General features: G+C 72.6%; 19 protein-coding genes. 15 read left to right on the top strand and 4 right to left on the bottom strand.

Annotation, left to right across the window (positions count from 1 at the left end; translation table 11 throughout):
- Nucleotides 1-73: 73 nt before the first annotated feature.
- Nucleotides 74-1249 carry a PQQ-dependent sugar dehydrogenase gene (locus tag BU204_RS04670; RefSeq protein ID WP_075124277.1) on the bottom strand — a complete coding sequence of 392 codons (1176 nt, stop codon included), beginning with the start codon at nt 1247-1249 and terminating at the stop codon, nt 74-76.
- A 53-nt stretch (nt 1250-1302) separates the two neighbouring features.
- Here BU204_RS04670 and BU204_RS04665 point away from each other — a divergent pair, with 53 nt between their 5' ends.
- The 3 genes from BU204_RS04665 to hemW are packed head-to-tail and all read left to right on the top strand — an operon-like array spanning nt 1303 to nt 4219.
- Entirely contained in the window at nt 1303-2223 is a 921-nt protein-coding gene (locus tag BU204_RS04665; protein WP_075124276.1) for a 2-hydroxyacid dehydrogenase, read from the top strand.
- A gap of 10 nt (nt 2224-2233) precedes the next feature.
- Nucleotides 2234-2965, top strand: a complete 732-nt coding sequence (locus tag BU204_RS04660; RefSeq protein WP_083660991.1) for a DoxX family protein — start codon at nt 2234-2236, stop codon at nt 2963-2965.
- Nucleotides 2966-2986: 21 nt separating this feature from the next.
- Nucleotides 2987-4219, top strand: coding sequence for a radical SAM family heme chaperone HemW (hemW, locus tag BU204_RS04655; protein WP_075124275.1), 1233 nt, complete (start codon nt 2987-2989; stop codon nt 4217-4219).
- Nucleotides 4220-4313: 94 nt separating this feature from the next.
- Here hemW and BU204_RS04650 read toward each other — a convergent pair whose 3' ends face one another.
- Nucleotides 4314-4952 (bottom strand): TetR/AcrR family transcriptional regulator, encoded by a 639-nt coding sequence (locus BU204_RS04650; RefSeq protein ID WP_083660990.1) that lies wholly within the window; start codon nt 4950-4952, stop codon nt 4314-4316.
- A 63-nt stretch (nt 4953-5015) separates the two neighbouring features.
- On the opposite strand from BU204_RS04650, the gene BU204_RS04645 reads away from it, so the two are divergent.
- Both BU204_RS04645 and BU204_RS04640 read left to right on the top strand, forming a co-directional pair.
- The gene (locus BU204_RS04645; RefSeq protein ID WP_075124274.1) at nt 5016-6221 is read left to right on the top strand and encodes a cytochrome P450; all 1206 of its coding nucleotides are present in this window, start codon (nt 5016-5018) and stop codon (nt 6219-6221) included.
- 44 nt (nt 6222-6265) lie between these two features.
- Nucleotides 6266-6709, top strand: a complete 444-nt coding sequence (locus tag BU204_RS04640; RefSeq protein ID WP_075124273.1) for a PGPGW domain-containing protein — start codon at nt 6266-6268, stop codon at nt 6707-6709.
- Here BU204_RS04640 and BU204_RS04635 read toward each other — a convergent pair.
- Both BU204_RS04635 and hisS read right to left on the bottom strand, forming a co-directional pair.
- Nucleotides 6681-6908 (bottom strand): EF-hand domain-containing protein, encoded by a 228-nt coding sequence (locus BU204_RS04635; protein WP_158073396.1) that lies wholly within the window; start codon nt 6906-6908, stop codon nt 6681-6683. The two genes, BU204_RS04640 and BU204_RS04635, sit on opposite strands and share 29 nt — an antisense overlap.
- Nucleotides 6905-8182, bottom strand: a complete 1278-nt coding sequence (hisS, locus tag BU204_RS04630) for a histidine--tRNA ligase (protein ID WP_075124335.1) — start codon at nt 8180-8182, stop codon at nt 6905-6907. Before hisS ends, BU204_RS04635 begins: the two co-directional genes overlap by 4 nt.
- 271 nt (nt 8183-8453) lie before the next feature.
- Between hisS and hrcA the strand changes: the two genes are divergently transcribed.
- From hrcA to era, 10 genes are all read left to right on the top strand, one after another.
- The gene (gene hrcA, locus BU204_RS04625; protein WP_075124272.1) at nt 8454-9479 is read left to right on the top strand and encodes a heat-inducible transcriptional repressor HrcA; all 1026 of its coding nucleotides are present in this window, start codon (nt 8454-8456) and stop codon (nt 9477-9479) included.
- A 92-nt stretch (nt 9480-9571) separates the two neighbouring features.
- Nucleotides 9572-10714, top strand: a complete 1143-nt coding sequence (dnaJ, locus tag BU204_RS04620) for a molecular chaperone DnaJ (RefSeq protein WP_075124271.1) — start codon at nt 9572-9574, stop codon at nt 10712-10714.
- Nucleotides 10711-11448 (top strand): 16S rRNA (uracil(1498)-N(3))-methyltransferase, encoded by a 738-nt coding sequence (locus BU204_RS04615; protein ID WP_075124270.1) that lies wholly within the window; start codon nt 10711-10713, stop codon nt 11446-11448. The genes dnaJ and BU204_RS04615 overlap by 4 nt, the downstream gene beginning before the upstream one ends.
- A gap of 202 nt (nt 11449-11650) precedes the next feature.
- Nucleotides 11651-12604, top strand: a complete 954-nt coding sequence (locus tag BU204_RS04610; protein ID WP_075124269.1) for a DNA polymerase domain-containing protein — start codon at nt 11651-11653, stop codon at nt 12602-12604.
- A 9-nt stretch (nt 12605-12613) separates the two neighbouring features.
- On the top strand, nt 12614-12967 hold the full coding sequence (locus tag BU204_RS04605; protein ID WP_075124268.1) for a histidine triad nucleotide-binding protein: 354 nt from the start codon (nt 12614-12616) through the stop codon (nt 12965-12967).
- A gap of 128 nt (nt 12968-13095) precedes the next feature.
- Nucleotides 13096-14187 (top strand): PhoH family protein, encoded by a 1092-nt coding sequence (locus BU204_RS04600; RefSeq protein ID WP_075124267.1) that lies wholly within the window; start codon nt 13096-13098, stop codon nt 14185-14187.
- A 5-nt stretch (nt 14188-14192) separates the two neighbouring features.
- Entirely contained in the window at nt 14193-14759 is a 567-nt protein-coding gene (gene ybeY, locus BU204_RS04595) for an rRNA maturation RNase YbeY (protein ID WP_075124266.1), read from the top strand.
- Between the two features lie 15 nt (nt 14760-14774).
- Nucleotides 14775-16103 carry a hemolysin family protein gene (locus tag BU204_RS04590; RefSeq protein ID WP_075124265.1) on the top strand — a complete coding sequence of 443 codons (1329 nt, stop codon included), beginning with the start codon at nt 14775-14777 and terminating at the stop codon, nt 16101-16103.
- Nucleotides 16096-16419, top strand: coding sequence for a cytidine deaminase (locus BU204_RS04585; RefSeq protein WP_075124264.1), 324 nt, complete (start codon nt 16096-16098; stop codon nt 16417-16419). Before BU204_RS04590 ends, BU204_RS04585 begins: the two co-directional genes overlap by 8 nt.
- Nucleotides 16420-16439: 20 nt before the next feature.
- Nucleotides 16440-17348, top strand: coding sequence for a GTPase Era (gene era / locus BU204_RS04580; protein WP_075124263.1), 909 nt, complete (start codon nt 16440-16442; stop codon nt 17346-17348).

The raw sequence follows: 17348 nt of genomic DNA, 5'->3' as shown, positions 1-17348 counted from the left end.
GCGGGTCCCCAGGCCCGGCACGCTACGCAGGAGCGCCACACGGAACGCACACGGACACGCGTGCGTGTTCGGGTCAGTCCGCCGAACCGCCGCCGCCACCGCCGGTCAGCACGAGCGTGACCACCCGGTCGTCGCTGGACACGGGCTTGCCCCCGTCCTTGTTGACCGTGCCGAGGACCCCCACCTGCTCGTTGACCAGGTCCATCCCGCCGAGCAGCCCCAGGCCCTCCTCGTCAGCCATGCTGACCACCGGCTTGCCGCTGAAGGACCCGTCGTCGGCCAGCGGGAGCGTCTGCAGGTTGCCCGCCCTCGACATCGCGACCCAGACGGCGCCGGGGACCGCCAGGCACCCGGCGACCCCGGGCCGGTCGGGCCAGCTCCACGCCGCGGTGCGGAGCGGCTTGCCGGGCTGGAGCCGGTAGAGCAGATCCCGGTCGGCCCCGCGGTCGGTCACCCAGACCATCGACCCGTCCGGGCTCGCACAGATCCCGCCGGGGGAGCGCAGCCCGCCGGACACGACCGGCGAGCCCGCCGTCGGGTTGCCCGGGGCCGGTGCGCCGGCGGCGTCCACCCGCAGCACCTTGCCGGCCTGCGACCGTGGGTTCCCCGCGAGCGCCGGGTTGCCGGCGTCACCGGTGGCCAGCAGCAAGGCACCGCGGCGGTCCGAGGTCAGCGCGCCGCGGTTGCCGGTAGCGCCGCGCGGGATGCCGGTGATCACCGGCTTGGGGGTGTCGCCCGGCGCGATGCGCACCAGGCGGTTGTCGGTCGGCGTGGTGATGTAGGCGAAGAGCAGCTGGTCCTCGCTGTAGGTGGGGGAGAGGGCGAGGCCGGTCAGGCCGCCGTCGCCGGCCGGGTTCACCGGGATCGTCGCCAGCACCTGGGGCTCGGTGTCCTTCTTCACCCGCAGGATCCGGCCGGTGGTGCGCTCACCCACGATGGCCGTCGGGTCGCTGCCGTCCCCCGGCAGGGCCGCCACCGCGGTGACCTTGTCCAGGCAGGTGGCGATGACCGCGGGGTCGAAGTCCGTGCACCCGTCGGGGGGCGGGATCTCCGAGGGACGCGGCCGCTGCTCCCCGCCCCCGCCGGAGGTCCCGCCGCCGGGTCCGTTCGGCTCCGGAGCCGCCTGCGGCGTCACCTGGTCCTGCGGCCGCCAGTCCTTCGGCTGGTCGGTGAACGTGGCGCACCCGGAGGCGGCCAGCACCCCGCCTACCGCCAGCCCGGCCACCAGCCCCCGCCACCTGCGTGCCATGGCTGCCAAGCTAGGTGAGCTGGGGTGAACCTCCCGTGAGAGGCTGGGCAACCGTGACGATCACTGTCCTGGTGCCCGACGAGCAGGGCGTCGCCGCGCTCGCGGGTGTTGGCAACATCACCGTGGTCCGGTACGACCCCGGGGCACCGCTGCCCGGGGACGCCGAGGTGCTCGTGCCGAGCTTCCTCGCCGAGACCGATCCGGCCGTCTACGTCGAGCAGCTGCCGAGCCTGCGGCTGATCCAGCTCCTCACCACCGGCGCCGAGAACTGGGTCGGTCGCATCCCCGAGCACGTCCTGCTGTCCACGGCACGGGGCGCGCACGGCGGGAGCACGGCGGAGTGGGCCCTGGGCGCGCTGATCGCGATCTACCGCGAGCTGATCCCGTTCGAGCGGGCGCGGGTGGACCGGAACTGGACCCGCCGGCCCACCGACACCCTCCAGGACAAGCGGGTCCTCGTGCTCGGCGCGGGCGACCTCGGCCAGCGGATGCGGCGCCGGCTCGAGGCGTGCGACGCGACGGCGACGCTGGTCGGCAGCCGAGCTCGGCGCGACGCCGACGGTGTCGAGATCCACGGCATCGACGAGGTGCCCGATCTGCTGGGCGAGCACGACGCCGTCGTGCTCATGGTGCCGCTCACCGAGGCGACCACGGGGCTGGTCGACGCTCGGTTCCTGGCCCGCATGCCGGACGGGGCGGTGCTGGTCAACGCCGCCCGCGGCAAGGTCGTGCACACCGACGCGCTGGTCGCCGAGCTGCGGAGCGGGCGCCTGCGGGCCGCGCTGGACGTCACCGAACCCGAGCCGCTGCCGCCCGACCACCCGCTGTGGACCGCGCCGGGGCTGCTGCTGACCCCGCACGTGGCGGGCAGCGTGCACGACTACTCCCGGCGGGCCTACGCGGTCGTGGCCGCCGAGGTCGCCCGGTTCGCCGCGGGCGAGGAGCCGGAGAACCTCGTCCACGGCGCGTACTAGTCTCCGCTGGGTGACTACTGACGACGACCGCCCGCGCACCACGGGTGGCTACTCGGACGGCAGCTTCTACAACGCCGACACCGAGGACCTCTCCGGCTACGGCCGCCCGTCCTCGAGCGGCTCGAACACCTCGATGTTCGACGACGCCGGCTACACCAGCTCCTCGACCGCCACGCCGGGCGGCACCCAGAGCTACGACGACGGTGATGACCAGTACGGATCGGGTTTCGAGGCGGAGCTGGCCCGCCGCTCGCCCCAGTGGCACGGCGGGCTGGACGTCGGCCTGCTCGTGCTGCGGCTCGTGTTGGGTGGGGCGTTCGTCGCGCACGGCCTGGACAAGCTGTTCGGCTGGTTCACCGACCTGGGCATGGGTGCCACCGAGCAGATGCTCACCCAGTTCGGCTTCACCGAGCCCAAGATCCTGGCCTGGGTCCTCGCGGTGAGCGAGACCGCCGGTGGGGCGCTGCTGGTGCTCGGCCTGTTCACCCCGGCCGGTGCGGCCGCGGTGCTCGGCGTGATGGCCAACGTCATCGCGATCACCTGGGACCGGGAGGTGTTCCTCGGCGGCGTCGAGTTGGAGCTGATGTTCGCCGCGGCGGCGTTCACGCTGCTGTTCACCGGCCCCGGCCGGGTCGCGCTCGACCGCCACACCCCGTGGTTCCGCCGGGCACCCGTCTTCGGGATCGCGTTCCTGGTGATCGCCGCCGGCGCGACCGTGGTGACCCTGCTCGTCTTCCGCTGAGGCGGCGTGGAGGATGGGGGAGTGCCATCCGCGCTCCCCGACGGCGACGCCGCGCCTCCCGACGGCACGTTGCCCGAGTCCGCCCTGCGCGGCCTCGGACGCCGACCGTTCGGCGTCTACGTGCACGTGCCGTTCTGCGCCACCCGCTGCGGGTACTGCGACTTCAACACCTATACCGCCGCCGAGCTCGCGACCTCGCCGGCGTCCCCGCGGTCCTGGCTCGACGGGGTGCGGCGCGAGCTGGAGCTGGCCGCGCGCGTGCTGGGCGACCCGCCGCCGGCCGACACGGTCTTCGTGGGCGGCGGCACCCCGTCACTGCTCGGCGAGAAGGGCCTGGCCGACGTCCTGGACGCGGTACGGGCCGGCGTCGGCCTCGCCCCGGACGCCGAGGTGACCACCGAGTCCAACCCCGAGTCGACCTCGCCGGCGTTCTTCGCCGGGATCCGGGAGGCGGGCTTCACCCGGGTCTCGCTCGGCATGCAGTCGGCCGCTTCGCACGTCCTGGCGGTGCTCGACCGCACCCACACCCCCGGCCGCGCCGTGGCCGCCGCCCGGGAGGCCGCGGCGGCGGGTTTCGAGCACGTGAACCTGGACCTGATCTACGGCACGCCGGGGGAGCGCGAGGAGGACCTGGCCGCGTCGCTGGCGGCGGTGCTCGAGGCCGGGGTGGACCACGTCTCGGCGTACGCGCTGATCGTCGAGGAGGGCACCGCGCTGGCCCGCCGGGTGTCCCGCGGCGAGCTGCCGGCGCCGGCGGACGATGTGCTGGCCCAGCGCTACGAGCAGGTGGACGCGGCCCTCTCGGCGGCCGGGCTGCACTGGTACGAAGTGTCCAACTGGGCGGCGGGCCTGGCAGCGTGGTGCCGGCACAACCTCGGCTACTGGCGTGGGGCCGACTGGTGGGGCGTGGGGCCCGGGGCGCACAGCCATGTCGGGGGCGTGCGCTGGTGGAACGTGCGACACCCGGCCAGGTACAGCGAGGCGCTGGCGGAGGGGCGGTCCCCCGCGGCGGCGCGCGAGGTCCTGTCCGAGGAGGAGCGTCACCTGGAGCGGGTCATGCTCGAGCTGCGTCTGGTCGACGGGCTGGTGGTGGACGCGCTGGAGCCCGAGGCGAGAAGGGAAGCCACCCGCGCGGCGGCCGAGGGCTTGTTGGACGCGGCGGCGCTGGAAGGCGTCAACGGCCGGTTCGGCCGCTGCGTACTCACCCCACGGGGCCGCCTACTAGCCGACGCAGTAGTCCGCCGCCTGACGTGAATTCTGGCTGTATTTGATGGTCGCTCCCGCGACTGCGCTAAGACACCGTCTTCCCTCGTCGCGTCCTCGGCGCTGGCGCGCCTGCGGGCGCTCCTCAGTCCAGACGGTGTCCGCTCCGTCGCTCCCGCTCCTCGGCCCGCAACCCCACCAGCATTCTCGCGATCACGTCGCGGTACTCGGTCCTCAGGCGGGGGCGTTCCTCGGGAGGCGCGGCGGCCAGGGCCTGGCCGGCGGCGCCGAGGAGGCCGAAGGCCAGTTGGGTCGTCGGCTCCAGTGGGACGGGGGCCAGGGAGCCGTCGGCCAGCAGGGCGCGGACGTAGTTCTCGACCAGCCCGTAGGCGTACTTCTGCTCCGCCTCCAGCCAGCCCGACCAGCCGAGCGCGAGCGGGCCCTCCTGCCACACCACCCGGCCGTACACCGGCTCGCAGCAGTGGGTGAGGAACTCCTCGAGGGCCAGCAGCGCGGCCTGCCACGGGTCCGCGCCCCGGGCTCCCGCCCTCGCCGCGCGCTCCACGGCCTCGTTCTCCAGCCGCTCGAAGACCGCCTGGAACAACGCCTTCTTGCTCGAGAAGTGGTGGTACACCGCGCCCCGGGTGGCCTGGATGTCGGCCGCCACGTCCTCCAGCGAGGTGCCGGCGAAGCCCAGACTCGCGAACCGCCGGGTGGCGGCGTCCAGCAGCGCGGCCCGGGTGGCCTCAGAGAACTGGTCGCGCCGGCTCTTCACCGTTGACATGCGCGAAGTGTACGACATACGGTCTGTATGTTACCTACACGGTGTATGTGAGGGGGAGGAACGGTGACCGACACTCTCGTGTTCAACCCGACCGTCGAGGGGTTCTTCGGCGACCCGTACGCGCACTACCGCGAGGTGCGGGACGCCGAGCGGGTCCAGGAGCACCCCCTCGGTTTCTGGTTCGTCTCCCACTACGCGGATGTGACGCAGCTGCTGCGGGCCGGGCTCTCCGTCGAGGACCGCCATCTCGCCGAGGGCCCGCTGCTGGACCAGGCCCGGGCCATCGCCGGCGACCGCGCCGGCGCCCTGTCGCTGTCCATGCTCGACCGCGACCCACCCGACCACACCCGGCTGCGCTCGCTGGTCACCAAGGTGTTCACCCAGCGTGCGGTCGCGGCCCTGGAGCCGATGGTCACGCGGCTGGTCGACGAGTCGCTCGACCGCATCGCCGACGGCGGCTCGGTCGACCTGGTCGAGGAGCTGGCGTTCCCGCTGCCGTTCGCGGTCATCTCCACGATGCTCGGCACCCCGCCGACCGACCACGTGCGCCTGCGGGAGCTGAGCGGCACGCTCGTGCGCTCGCTTGAGGTCGTCACCGACCCGGAGGTGCTGGCGGCCATCCGCGAGGCCGAGGTGGCCCTGTCCGGGATGACGCGGGAGATCATCGCCTGGAAGCGGGCCAACCCGGCCGACGACCTGCTCACCGCGCTGATCCAGGCCGAGCAGGACGGCGACAAGCTCAGCGACGACGAGCTCGTCGCCCAGGTGCTGCTGCTCTACATCGCCGGGCACGAGACCACGGTGAACCTGATCTCCAACGGGACCGTCGCGCTGCTGCGCAACCCCGCGCAGCTCGAGCTGCTGCGGGCGCGGCCCGAGCTCGCCGGCAACGCCGTCGAGGAGCTCCTGCGCTACGACAGTCCGGTACAGCAGACCCGCCGGATCACCACCGCGCCCCACGTGCTGGCCGACCGGGAGATCCCGGCCGGTGCGTTCGTCATCGCGTGCCTCGGCTCGGCCAACCGGGACGAGCGGTACTGGGGACCGACCGCCGACACCGTCGACATCGAGCGCGCCGACGCGCACCGGCACGTGTCGTTCGGCGCCGGGCACCACCACTGCCTCGGCGCGGCTCTGGCCAGGCTGGAGGGCAGGGTCGCGATCGGCCGGCTGGTCTCGCGGTTCCCGTCCCTGGCGCTGGACGGCGAGGTCACCTGGAACGGTCGGCTCAACCTGCGGGGCGCGGCCAGCGTGCCGGTCCGCGTGTAGCCGTTGGGCGAGATCGCCCCGCGCAGGCCAGGATTATGGGCACTATGCCCGCCAAGGACCAAGTGAAACGTGTGACGCTGTCGATCGTCGGCGGCGTGGTGATGTTGATCGGGGTGGCACTGCTCGTGCTGCCCGGACCGGGCCTGCTGCTGGTGCTGGCAGGTCTGCTCATCCTCGCCTCGGAGTTCCCGGCGTTGGAGAAGTACGTCGACCCGGTGCGCGACCGGGCGATGAAGGCGGCCGAGGACAGCGTGTCCTCGCCGCTGCGCATCGCCGGCTCGGTGCTGGCCGGCCTCGGCCTGCTCGCGGCCGGGGTGATCTGGGGGATCAGGCTCTTTCCCTGGCTGCCGTTCGCCGGCTGGAGCACGGGGTCGAGCCTGATCGTGTCCAGCGTCATCCTGTTCGCGCTGCTGATCTGGAGCTACAAGAAGGTCGAGGCCCGGCGCGACCAGCAGAAGGCTAGCCGGCCCGGTTCCACGCCGCGGTGAACTCCGCGAACGAGATCCGGCCGTCCCCGTCGGCGTCCGCGTCGGCGAAGATCGACCGGAGCTCCGCGTCGGTGATCTCCTCGCCGCGCGCGGACATGGCGGAGACGAACTCCTGCTCGCTGATCTGACCGTCCTGGTTCAGGTCCAGCTCGCGGAAGGTCCTGGTCAGCTCCTCGTCGGTACTCACGTGCTCGGTCACTGGGCCTCCTGGTCGCCGCGGAGCTGGCGCACGTCCGGCAGCTCGGTGAGGTCCTGCTCGGCCTTCACCGACACGAAGCCGGTGAAGCCCCAGCCCTCCAGCCGGGCGAGCTGGGCGGGGAACTTACCGCTGCGCCGCACGGTCGACACCACCGCACCCCGCTCCGCGCGCAGCCGCCGGGCGACCGCGAGCGCCGTCGGCACCGGGACGCCGGCCTCGAACAGCACCGCGAGCTGCTCGGCCGGCGGTGCCGGGGTGACCAGGTCCACGATCCGCTCGAAGCCGATCGAGAAGCCGCAGGCCGGCACCTCCGTGCCCAGCGAGCGGCCGACGAGCTCGTCGTAGCGGCCACCGCCGGCGATCGAGCCGGCCGACCCCGGGTGCGAGATCTCGAAGATCTGCCCGGTGTAGTACCCCATCCCGCGCACGAGCGTGGGGTCGAACGACCAGCGCACCTCGGGGAGCTCGGCCAGGGACCGCGCCGTGGTCGCCAGGTCCTGGGCGACCTCCTCGGGCAGCGTCGGCACGACCTCGGCGAGCACGTCGGCGACCTTGTCGGCGGGCAGGTCGGTCAGGGAGCCGATCTTGTCCCGGGCCGACGCCACCACCTCCACCGGCAGCCCCCGCGCCGCCACCAGCTCCGCCGACACGCCCTCCCAGCCGATCTTGTCGAGCTTGTCGACGGTGACGAAGAAGCCCGCCCTGGCCTCCGCCGGCACCCCGGCGGCGCCGGCGAGCGCGGCCAGGAAGCGCCGGTCGGACAGCCGGACCGTCGTGCCGGTGAGCCCGACCGCGGCCAGCGCGGCGGTGGTCGCCTCGATCAGCTCGGCCTCGGCGAGCACGCTCGGCTCGCCGAGCAGGTCGATGTCGCACTGGTAGAACTGCCGGTAGCGGCCCTTCTGCGGGCGCTCCGCCCGCCAGACCGGCCCGAACTGGAACGAGCGGAACGGCTGGGGCAGCTCGGCGCGGTACTGGCTGTAGAACCGGGTGAGCGGCACGGTCAGGTCGTAGCGCAGGCCCAGGTCCACCAGGTCGGCGAGCGGTCCCGCCGGGAGTTGCTCGTCCAGGCCACGGCGCAGGACGCGGAACAGCAGCTTCTCGTTCTCCCCGCCCTGGCCCCCGGTGAGCCGCTCGATGCGTTCGAGTGCCGGGGTCTCGATGCGCTGGTAGCCGAAGCGCCGGTAGATCTCCTGGATCAGCCCGAGGACGCGGTCGCGGGTGGCCACCGCGTCCGGGAGCAGGTCACGGGTGCCCCTGGCCGGGCTGTTGTCCATCTTCACGGCGAGTCCTAGCTTCGGATGTGGTCGTGGTCGGCACGGGACGATCAGTAGGGCCGATGGCTGAACACGCCGAATCCTCCACGCCGAAGCTCTCCGGGACGGTCCGATTCTCGCACGGTGCGCAAACGCGTTCTCCTCGCCGCCGTGCTCTACTTGGTTGAGCCCCGCGCGCTCAGCACACCCCGCGGGGACGCCGCTCGTGACCGGTTCGACCGGCGAGTGCGCGCACGTCCGTAAACTTGTGGTGAGGACGGGAGGTGACAGGGTGGCCAGCACGGAGGAACGGCGGTTCGCGGTGCTCCGCGCGATCGTGGCGGACTACGTCTCGAACCAGGAGCCGGTGGCGTCCAAGGCGATCGTCGAGCGGCACAACCTGGGCGTCTCGAGCGCCACGGTCCGCAACGACATGGCCTCCCTGGAGGAGGACGGCTACATCGCCCAGCCGCACACCAGCGCGGGCCGCATCCCGACCGACAAGGGCTACCGGCTGTTCGTCGACCGGCTCTCCGACGTCAAGCCGCTGTCCGCGGCCGAGCGCAGGGCCATCGCCAGCTTCCTCGACGGCGCGATCGACCTGGACGACGTCCTGCGGCGCAGCGTCCGGATGCTCGCCCAGCTCACCCGCCAGGTCGCGGTCATCCAGTACCCGACGCTGACCCACTCCCTGGTCCGGCACATCGAGCTGGTGCAGCTCACGCCGGCCCGGCTGATGCTGGTGCTGATCACCGACAACGGGCGGGTGGACCAGCGGATGATCGAGCTCGGCGACGTGATCACCGACGACGCCGTCGCCCGGCTGCGCACGATGCTGAACTCCACCCTGGTCGACCACCGGGTGACCGACGCCGCGGCCAAGGTGAGCGAGCTGCTGGAGGAGGCGCCGGCCGAGCTGCGGGACGTGATGACCAGGGTGTCGACAGTCCTGATCGAGACGCTGGTCGAGCACCCCGAGGAGCGGCTCGTCCTCGGCGGTACGGCCAACCTCACCCGTAACGCCGCCGACTTCCCCGGGTCGCTCCGCCAGGTCCTCGAGGCGCTCGAGGAGCAGGTCGTCGTGCTCAAGCTGTTCGCCGCCGCCGGGTCGCCGGGCACCGTCACGGTGCGGATCGGCGAGGAGAACGAGGCCGAGGAGATGCGCAGCACCTCGGTCGTCTCGATCGGCTACGGCGCGCACCAGACGCTGCTCGGCGGAATGGGTGTGGTCGGGCCCACGCGCATGGACTACCCGGGCACGATCGCGGCGGTCCGGGCCGTCGCCAACTACGTGGGAGACATCCTGGCCGGGCGATGAGGCGGGGCTGGGACGACCGGGACCGAAACGAACACAGGCACTGACGCGAACCCCAGGTGCACGGCGCACCGGGGCAGGAGGACGGGACAACGGTGGCGAGGGACTACTACGGCACTCTCGGGGTGCGACGCGACGCGACATCCGAGGAGATCAAGCGCGCGTACCGCAAGCTCGCGCGGGAGCTGCACCCGGACGTCAACCCGGACGAGTCAGCGCAGGAGAAGTTCCGCGAGGTGACCGCCGCCTACGAGGTGCTCTCCGACCCGCAGAAGCGTGCGGTCGTCGACCGGGGCGGCGACCCGTTGGGCAACGGCGGGGCCGGCCGGGACCCGTTCGCCGGGTTCGGCCTCGGCGACATCATGGACGCCTTCTTCGGCGGCGGCGGCGCGGGCGGGGGCCGCGGACCGCGCAGCCGCGTCCAGCCGGGCTCCGACGCGCTGATCCGCATCGAGCTGTCGCTGGAGGAGTGCAACACCGGCGTCAGCCGCGAGCTGACCGTCGACACCGCCGTGCTCTGCGACGTCTGCCGCGGCTCCGGGTGCGCTGAGGGCAGCTCGCCGAAGGTGTGCGACACCTGCTCCGGGCGCGGCGAGATCCAGTCGGTCCAGCGGTCCTTCCTCGGCCAGGTCGTCACGGCCAGGGCGTGCCCGGTCTGCCGCGGTGTCGGCGAGGTCATCCCCGACCCGTGCCGGCAGTGCGGCGGCGACGGCCGGGTCCGCGCCCGGCGCACGATCACCGCGAAGGTGCCCCCGGGCGTGGCCGACGGCATGCGGGTGCGGCTGTCCGGCCAGGGTGAGGTCGGGCCGGGTGGCGGCCCCGCGGGCGACCTCTACGTCGAGGTCGTCGAGCGGCCGCACCCCACGTTCGAGCGCAACGGGGCCGACCTGCACTGCACGATCCGGATACCGATGACCACGGCGGCCCTGGGCTCGCTCGTGCCGTTGGAGACCCTCGACGAGACGGTCGAGCTCGAGCTGGAGCCGGGCACGCAGCCCGGGACCGAGCTCGTGCTGACCGGACACGGCCTGCCCCGGCTGCGCTCCTCCGGTCGCGTCGACGGTCGCGGCGACCTGCACGTGCACGTGGAGGTGGACGTCCCAACCAAGCTCGACGCGCGGCAGACCGAGCTGCTGCGGGAGCTCGCGAGCCTGCGCGGCGAGGAGGACCACGTCATCGCGTCGTCAAACGGCCGCGCGGGCGGGATCTTCTCCCGGCTGCGCGCCCGGCACCGTTGACCGCTCCGCTGTTCCTCGTCCCCGAGCTGCCCACGGGGTCCTCGTTCGTGCTCGACGGGCCCGAGGGCCGGCACGCGGCCGGGGTGCGCCGGCTCGGGCCGGGGGAGGCGTTGGTCCTCGCGGACGGCCGGGGCGGCGCGGCGGCCTGCGTCGTGGAGTCGGTGGAGGGCAGGACCGCGCTCACGGTGAGCGTCTCCCGGCGTTGGCTGGAGCCGGAGCCCGCCCCGCGGGTGGTCCTGGCCCAGGCGCTGGTCAAGGGCGACCGCGGTGAGCTCGCGGTCGAGCTCGCCACCGAGTGCGGCGTGGACGCGGTCGTGCCCTGGCGTGCCGAGCGGTGCGTCGCGCGGTGGGAGGACGGACCGCGCGGGGAGAAAGCGTTGGCACGGTGGCGAAGCACGGCACGCGAGGCGGCCAAGCAGTCCCGCCGCGCCAGGGTGCCGGAGGTGGCCGAGCCGGTGACCACGGCCGGCCTCGCCGCACTGGTCGGCGAGGCCGCGTGCGCGCTGCTGCTGGACTCCCGCGCGCCGGTGGGGTTGGCCGGGATCTCCTTGCCGGAACAGGGAGACGTGGTGATCGTGGTCGGTCCCGAGGGCGGGGTCTCCGACCGGGAGACGGACGCGCTCGTGGCCGCGGGAGCGCGGCTGGTGAAGCTCGGACCGACCGTGTTGCGTGCCTCCACCGCAGGGGCCGCCGCTACAGCCGCGCTAGGAGTACTGACTCCACGCTGGCGCTGAGCGTGCGCGACGGTCTACGCTTTGCATTGCACGGTTTTGGGGGCCATGTTCTTCCCCGTGCTGTGCATGTGACTACCGCCGGACACCTCCCCCCTCGGTCCGGCGGCGCCGCGTTGCGGTGGAGCGACCCCCAGGCTTCACCGCAACGCGGCATCCTTTCTTTCGCCACCCGAACACCTCCACTCGCCAGTACGGTTGCCCCGTGGCGGCGAAGTCCGCTCCCTACGAGGAGCTCGAGGTGGGCGACCGGGTCGTCCGCATCACCAACCCCGGCCGGGTCTACTTCTCCGCGCGCGGAGAGACCAAGCTCGACCTCGCGCGGTACTACCTGTCGGTGGGTGAGGGCATCGTGCGCGCGCTGCGCGAGCGGCCGTGCATGATGCACCGGTTCCCCGACGGCGTCGACGGCGAGAAGGTGCACCAGAAACGGCTGCCGCGCGGGGCGCCGCCGTGGGTGGAGACCGTGCGGGTGGACTTCCCCCGCTACGGCCGGCACGCCCACGAGCTGTGCGTCACCGAACTCGCCAGCGTCATCTGGGCGACCCAGATGTCGTGTGTGGAGTTCCACCCGTGGAACTCGCGCCGGGCGGACACCGAGAAGCCCGACGAGTGGCGCATCGACCTCGACCCCATGCCGGACTGCTCCTTCGACCGGGTTCGTGAGGTCGCCGGTGTTGCCAGGGAGGTGCTCGACGAGCTGGGTGCGGTCGGCTGGCCCAAGACCTCCGGCGGGAGCGGCCTGCACATCTATGTCCGGATCGAGCCGCGGTGGGGGTTCGCCGACGTGCGGCGGGCGGCGCACGCGTTCGCGCGGGAGGTGGAGCGGCGGGCCGGCGACCTCGTCGACCTCACCTGGTGGCGCCGGGAGCGCGATCCCCGGGCGGTGTTCGTCGACTACAACCAGAACACCCGCGACCACACGATCCGCAGCGCCTACTCGGTGATCGGCGTGCCCGAGGCCAGGGTGTCGACACCTATCCGCTGGGACGAGCTCGCCGACGTCGACCCGCGGGAGTTCACCATCGCGACCGTCCCCGCGCGCTTCGCCGAGCTGGGCGATCTGCACGAGGGGATCGACGAGGCCGTCTACTCGCTCGACGAACTGCTCGAGTGGGCCGACCGCGACGATCTCCCCAGCGGCGAGGACGTGCCCTAGCCTGCACGCATGTCGGACTGCCTGTTCTGCCGGATCGTGGCGGGGGAGATCCCGTCGACCGCCGTGCACGAGACCGAGACGACCCTCGCCTTCCGGGACATCAACCCGCAGGCCGCCGTGCACGTGCTGGTCGTGCCCAAGGAGCACCACGAGGACGTCGTCGCCCTCGGTGCGGCAGACCCGGACCTGCTGGCCGACGTGGTCGCGACCGGCGCCGAGGTGGCCAGGCTCGAGGGCATCGACGGCCCCGGCTACCGCTTCGTCTTCAACACCGGCGAGCACGCGGGGCGGACCGTGTTCCACGCCCACCTGCACGTCCTGGGTGGTGAGCCGCTCGGCATGTTCGGGCGCCCGACGCGCTGAGCCGGACCTGCTCGGCGGCGGGCCGGACGGCAACGTCGATGCGGGAGGTCGGCACGTGCGACTAGCATTGCTGCCAGACGAGCACCGACGAGTGGGCGCCAGAGCGCAGAAGGCAGGACCGAGAGCACGTGACCGGTACCGCACGGGGCGGCACGCCCCAGACTTCTGCCCAGTCCACCACCGTCCCCGCCGAGGCGGGCACGCTCGACACGCCGGCCCAGTCGCGGTTCGTCGTGCCCGACGAGGCGGTCCTCGCCCTGCTCGGTTCACGCGACGAGAACCTGCGCGTGGCCGAGGACATCCTCGACGCCGACATCCACGTCCGCGGCAACGAGGTCACCCTCTCGGGTGAGCCGGCCGACGTGGCCTTCGCCGAGCGGGTGTTCGCCGAGCTCGTGACGCTGGCCCGCAAGGGGCAGCAGCTTGGCCCGGACGCGGTCCGCCGCACGGTGGCCATGCTCTCCGCCGGTGCCACCGAGTCCCCGGCCGAGGTGCTCAGCCTCGACATCGTCTCCCGCCGCGGCCGCACGATCCGTCCCAAGACGCTCAACCAGAAGCGCTACGTGGACGCGATCGACCAGCACACGGTGGTCTTCTGCATCGGCCCGGCCGGTACCGGCAAGACCTACCTGGCGATGGCCAAGGCCGTGCAGGCGCTGCAGGCCAAGCAGGTCAACCGGATCATCCTCACCCGCCCGGCCGTGGAGGCGGGGGAGCGGCTGGGCTTCCTGCCCGGGACGCTCTACGAGAAGATCGACCCCTACCTGCGGCCGCTGTACGACGCGTTGCACGACATGGTCGACCCCGACTCGATCCCGCGGCTCATGCAGGCCGGCACGATCGAGGTCGCGCCGCTGGCCTACATGCGCGGGCGCACGCTCAACGACGCGTTCATCATCCTGGACGAGGCGCAGAACACCTCGCCCGAGCAGATGAAGATGTTCCTCACCCGCCTCGGGTTCGGCGCCAAGATCGTCGTCACCGGCGACGTGACCCAGGTCGACCTGCCCGGCGGGCAGCAGAGCGGCCTGCGGATCGTCCAGGACATCCTCGGCGGCGTCGACGACGTTCACTTCTCCAACCTGACCAGCCACGACGTGGTGCGGCACAAGCTGGTCGGCGACATCGTCGACGCCTACGACCGGTGGCAGGCCACCCAGGACGCCCAGGAGCCCGTGCGGCACCAGGGGCCGCGCGGACAGGCCCGGCGGGGGCGCTGACGACCGTGAGCATCGAGATCGCCAACGAGTCCGGCATGGCGGTTGACGAGCCGTCGATCGTGGCGGCGGCGCGGTTCGCGCTGGACCGGATGCGGGTCAGCCGTCTGGCCGAGCTGTCGGTGATGCTCGTCGGCCTCGAGGTGATGGCCGACCTGCACGAGCGCTACCTCGACCTGCCCGGCCCGACCGACGTCATGGCCTTCCCCATGGACGAGCTCGACTCGGCCCGCCGGCCCGACGCCCCCGACCCGGGGCCGACGCTGCTCGGCGACCTGGTGCTGTGCCCGAGGTTCGCCGGCGACCAGGCCAACAAGGCCGGCCACAGCCTGATGGACGAGCTGCACCTGCTCACCGTGCACGGCGTGCTCCACCTGCTCGGCTACGACCACGCCGAGCCTGCCGAGGAGCGGGAGATGTTCACGCTCCAGAAGCGGATCCTCGCCGACTTCAAGGCCGAGCAGGCCGCCGCGGCGCGACGCGCGGCCCAGCGCCGGGAGGACGACAAGCTGCTGGGTGCCGTCGGCCTCACCGGGCCGGACTCCACCAGCCGGTCGGACGACCCGGCCGAGTAGCGCCACGGGGGAGACGTGTCCGACACGGCCGGGTTACTGGTGCTCGCGGTGCTGCTGGTCGTGGCCGCCGGGTTGTTCGGCTGCGCCGACGCGGCGCTGTCCGCGGTGTCCAGGGCCCGCGTCGAGGGGTTGGTGCGCGCCGGACGGGCGGGCGCCCGGCAGCTCATCGCCGTCGTGTCCGACCGCCCCCGGCACATCAACCTGCTCCTGCTGCTGCGGTTGAGCTGCGAGCTGGCGGCTACCGTGCTGGTCACCGTCGCCTGCATGGACCTGATCGAACGCGGCTGGCTGGCCGGGCTGGTCGCCGCGGTCGGCATGCTGGTGGTGTCCTACGTCCTGGTCGGCGTCGGCCCGAGGACGCTCGGCCGGCAGCACCCGTACGCGGTCGGGCTGATCGCGGCCGGGCCGGTGCGCGTGCTCGGGTCCGTGCTCGGCCCGCTCTCGCGGCTGCTGATCGTGGTCGGTAACGCGATCACCCCGGGGCGGGGTTTTCGGCAGGGGCCGTTCTCCTCGGAGGTGGAGCTGCGCGAGCTGGTCGACATGGCGCAGGAGAGCGGCGTCGTCGACGAGGACGAGCGCGAGATGATCCACTCGGTGTTCGAGCTGCGGGGCACGATCGCCCGGGAGGTGATGGTGCCGCGCACCGAGATGGTCTGGATCGAGCAGACCAAGTCGGTCCGCCAGGCTCTCGCCCTCTCGCTGCGCACCGGGTACACCCGGCTTCCGGTGATCGGGGAGTCGGTCGACGAGATCGTCGGCGTGGTCAACCTCAAGGACCTGGTCCGGGCGGCGATGGAGGCGCCGGGCCGGGGCGAGCTCCAGCGCAGCGTCGCCGAGCTGATGGGGGACGCGACGTTCGTGCCCGACACGAAACGGCTCGACGACCTGCTGCGGGAGATGCAGCTCTCGCGCAACCACCTCGCGATTGCCGTCGACGAGTACGGCGGGACGGCCGGCCTGCTCACGATCGAGGACATCCTGGAGGAGATCGTCGGGGAGATCACCGACGAGTCCGACACCGAGGACCGCCCGCCGATCGACCACCTCGAGGACGGGGCGGTGCGGGTCAGCTCGCGACTGCCGGTAGAGGACCTCGGCGAGCTGTTCGGCGTCGAGCTGGACGACCACGACGTGGAGACGGTCGGCGGTCTGCTGGCCCAGCGCCTCGGCCGGGTGCCGCTGCCGGGGACCGAGGCGGAGATCGCCGGGCTGCGCATGCGAGCCGAGGGCGGCAAGGACGGCCGGGGCCGGATGCGGATCACCTCGGTCGTGGTGCGCGGGGTGCGGCCGGCACCCGTCGCCGAGAACGAGGACGAGCAGGAGAGGAGCGAGGAACGTGCCTGAGCTGGATCCCGAGGACGCCAAGCTGGTCACGCTGGCCCGGTCGGCGCGGGCGCGGACCGGTGCTGTGGAGGGTGCCGCGGTGCGCGACCTCGACGGCCGGACCTACGCCGCCGCGACGGTCGACCTGCCCTCGCTGTCGCTGACCGCCCTGCAGGCCGCGGTGGCGGCCGCCGTGTCCTCCGGAGTGTCCGGTCTGGAGGCGGCGGTGGTGGTGACCGACGAGCAGAAGCTCGACCCGGCCTCGCTGGCCGCGGTGGCGGACCTGAGCGCGGAGGCACCGGTCCTGCACGTCGACCCCTCGGGCACCGTGCGCTGACCGCCCGGGACAATGGTCTGATGACCACACCGGACGTTCGGCACCGCTCGGGCTTCGCCTGCTTCGTCGGGCGGCCGAACACGGGAAAGTCGACGCTCACCAACGCACTCGTCGGCACGAAGGTCGCGATCACCTCGAGCAAGCCGCAGACCACGCGGCACGCGATCCGCGGCATCGTCCAACGCGACGACGCCCAACTGATCATCGTGGACACCCCGGGGTTGCACCGGCCGCGAACCCTGCTCGGCCAGCGCCTCAACGACGTCGTCCGCGCCACGTGGTCCGAAGTGGACGTGGTGGGCTTCTGCGTGCCGGCCAACGAGAAGATCGGTCCTGGGGACCGGTTCATCGCGACCGAGCTGGTGAAGCTCTCCCACCACACGCCGGTCGTCGGGGTGGTCACCAAGACCGACCTGGCCTCCCGTCAGCAGGTCGCCGAGCAGCTGGTCGCCCTGCAGGACGTGATGGAGTTCGCCGACCTGGTGCCGGTCTCCGCGCAGGACGGCTTCCAGGTCGACCAACTGGCCGACGTCCTGGTCTCGCGCCTGCCCGAGGGCCCCCGGCTCTACCCGGACGGCGAGCTGACCGACGAGCCGGAGGCCACGCTGATCGCCGAGCTGATCCGCGAGGCCGCCCTCGAGGGCGTGCGCGACGAGCTGCCGCACTCGATCGCGGTGTTGGTGGAGGAGATCGTCGCCCGCGAGGACCGCGACGACCTGCTGGACGTGTACGCGAACCTCTACGTGGAGCGGGACAGCCAGAAGGGCATCGTCCTCGGGCACAAGGGGGAGCGGCTGCGCACCGTCGGTGCGTCGGCGCGGCGTCAGATCGCGGCGCTGCTCGGCAGCAAGATCTACCTCCACCTGCACGTCAAGGTCGCCAAGGACTGGCAGCGCGACCCCAAGCAGCTGCGTCGCCTCGGCTTCTGA

Source organism: Actinophytocola xanthii (genome assembly GCF_001921205.1).
In the GTDB taxonomy this organism is placed as follows: Bacteria; Actinomycetota; Actinomycetes; order Mycobacteriales; family Pseudonocardiaceae; genus Actinophytocola; species Actinophytocola xanthii.
Note: the sequence above shows the minus strand (reverse complement) of the source record. Positions and strands in the feature narration are given on the sequence as shown.

Bases quoted from the DNA above. Each gene is read 5' to 3' on its own strand.
- hisS (WP_075124335.1), bottom strand. From the start codon at position 8,182: ATGGACAACAGCCCGGCCAGGGGCACCCGTGACCTGCTCCCGGACGCG.
- BU204_RS04670 (WP_075124277.1), bottom strand. From the start codon at position 1,249: ATGGCACGCAGGTGGCGGGGGCTGGTGGCCGGGCTGGCGGTAGGCGGG.
- BU204_RS04650 (WP_083660990.1), bottom strand. From the start codon at position 4,952: ATGTCAACGGTGAAGAGCCGGCGCGACCAGTTCTCTGAGGCCACCCGG.
- era (WP_075124263.1), top strand. From the start codon at position 16,440: ATGACCACACCGGACGTTCGGCACCGCTCGGGCTTCGCCTGCTTCGTC.
- BU204_RS04605 (WP_075124268.1), top strand. From the start codon at position 12,614: ATGTCGGACTGCCTGTTCTGCCGGATCGTGGCGGGGGAGATCCCGTCG.
- BU204_RS04640 (WP_075124273.1), top strand. From the start codon at position 6,266: ATGCCCGCCAAGGACCAAGTGAAACGTGTGACGCTGTCGATCGTCGGC.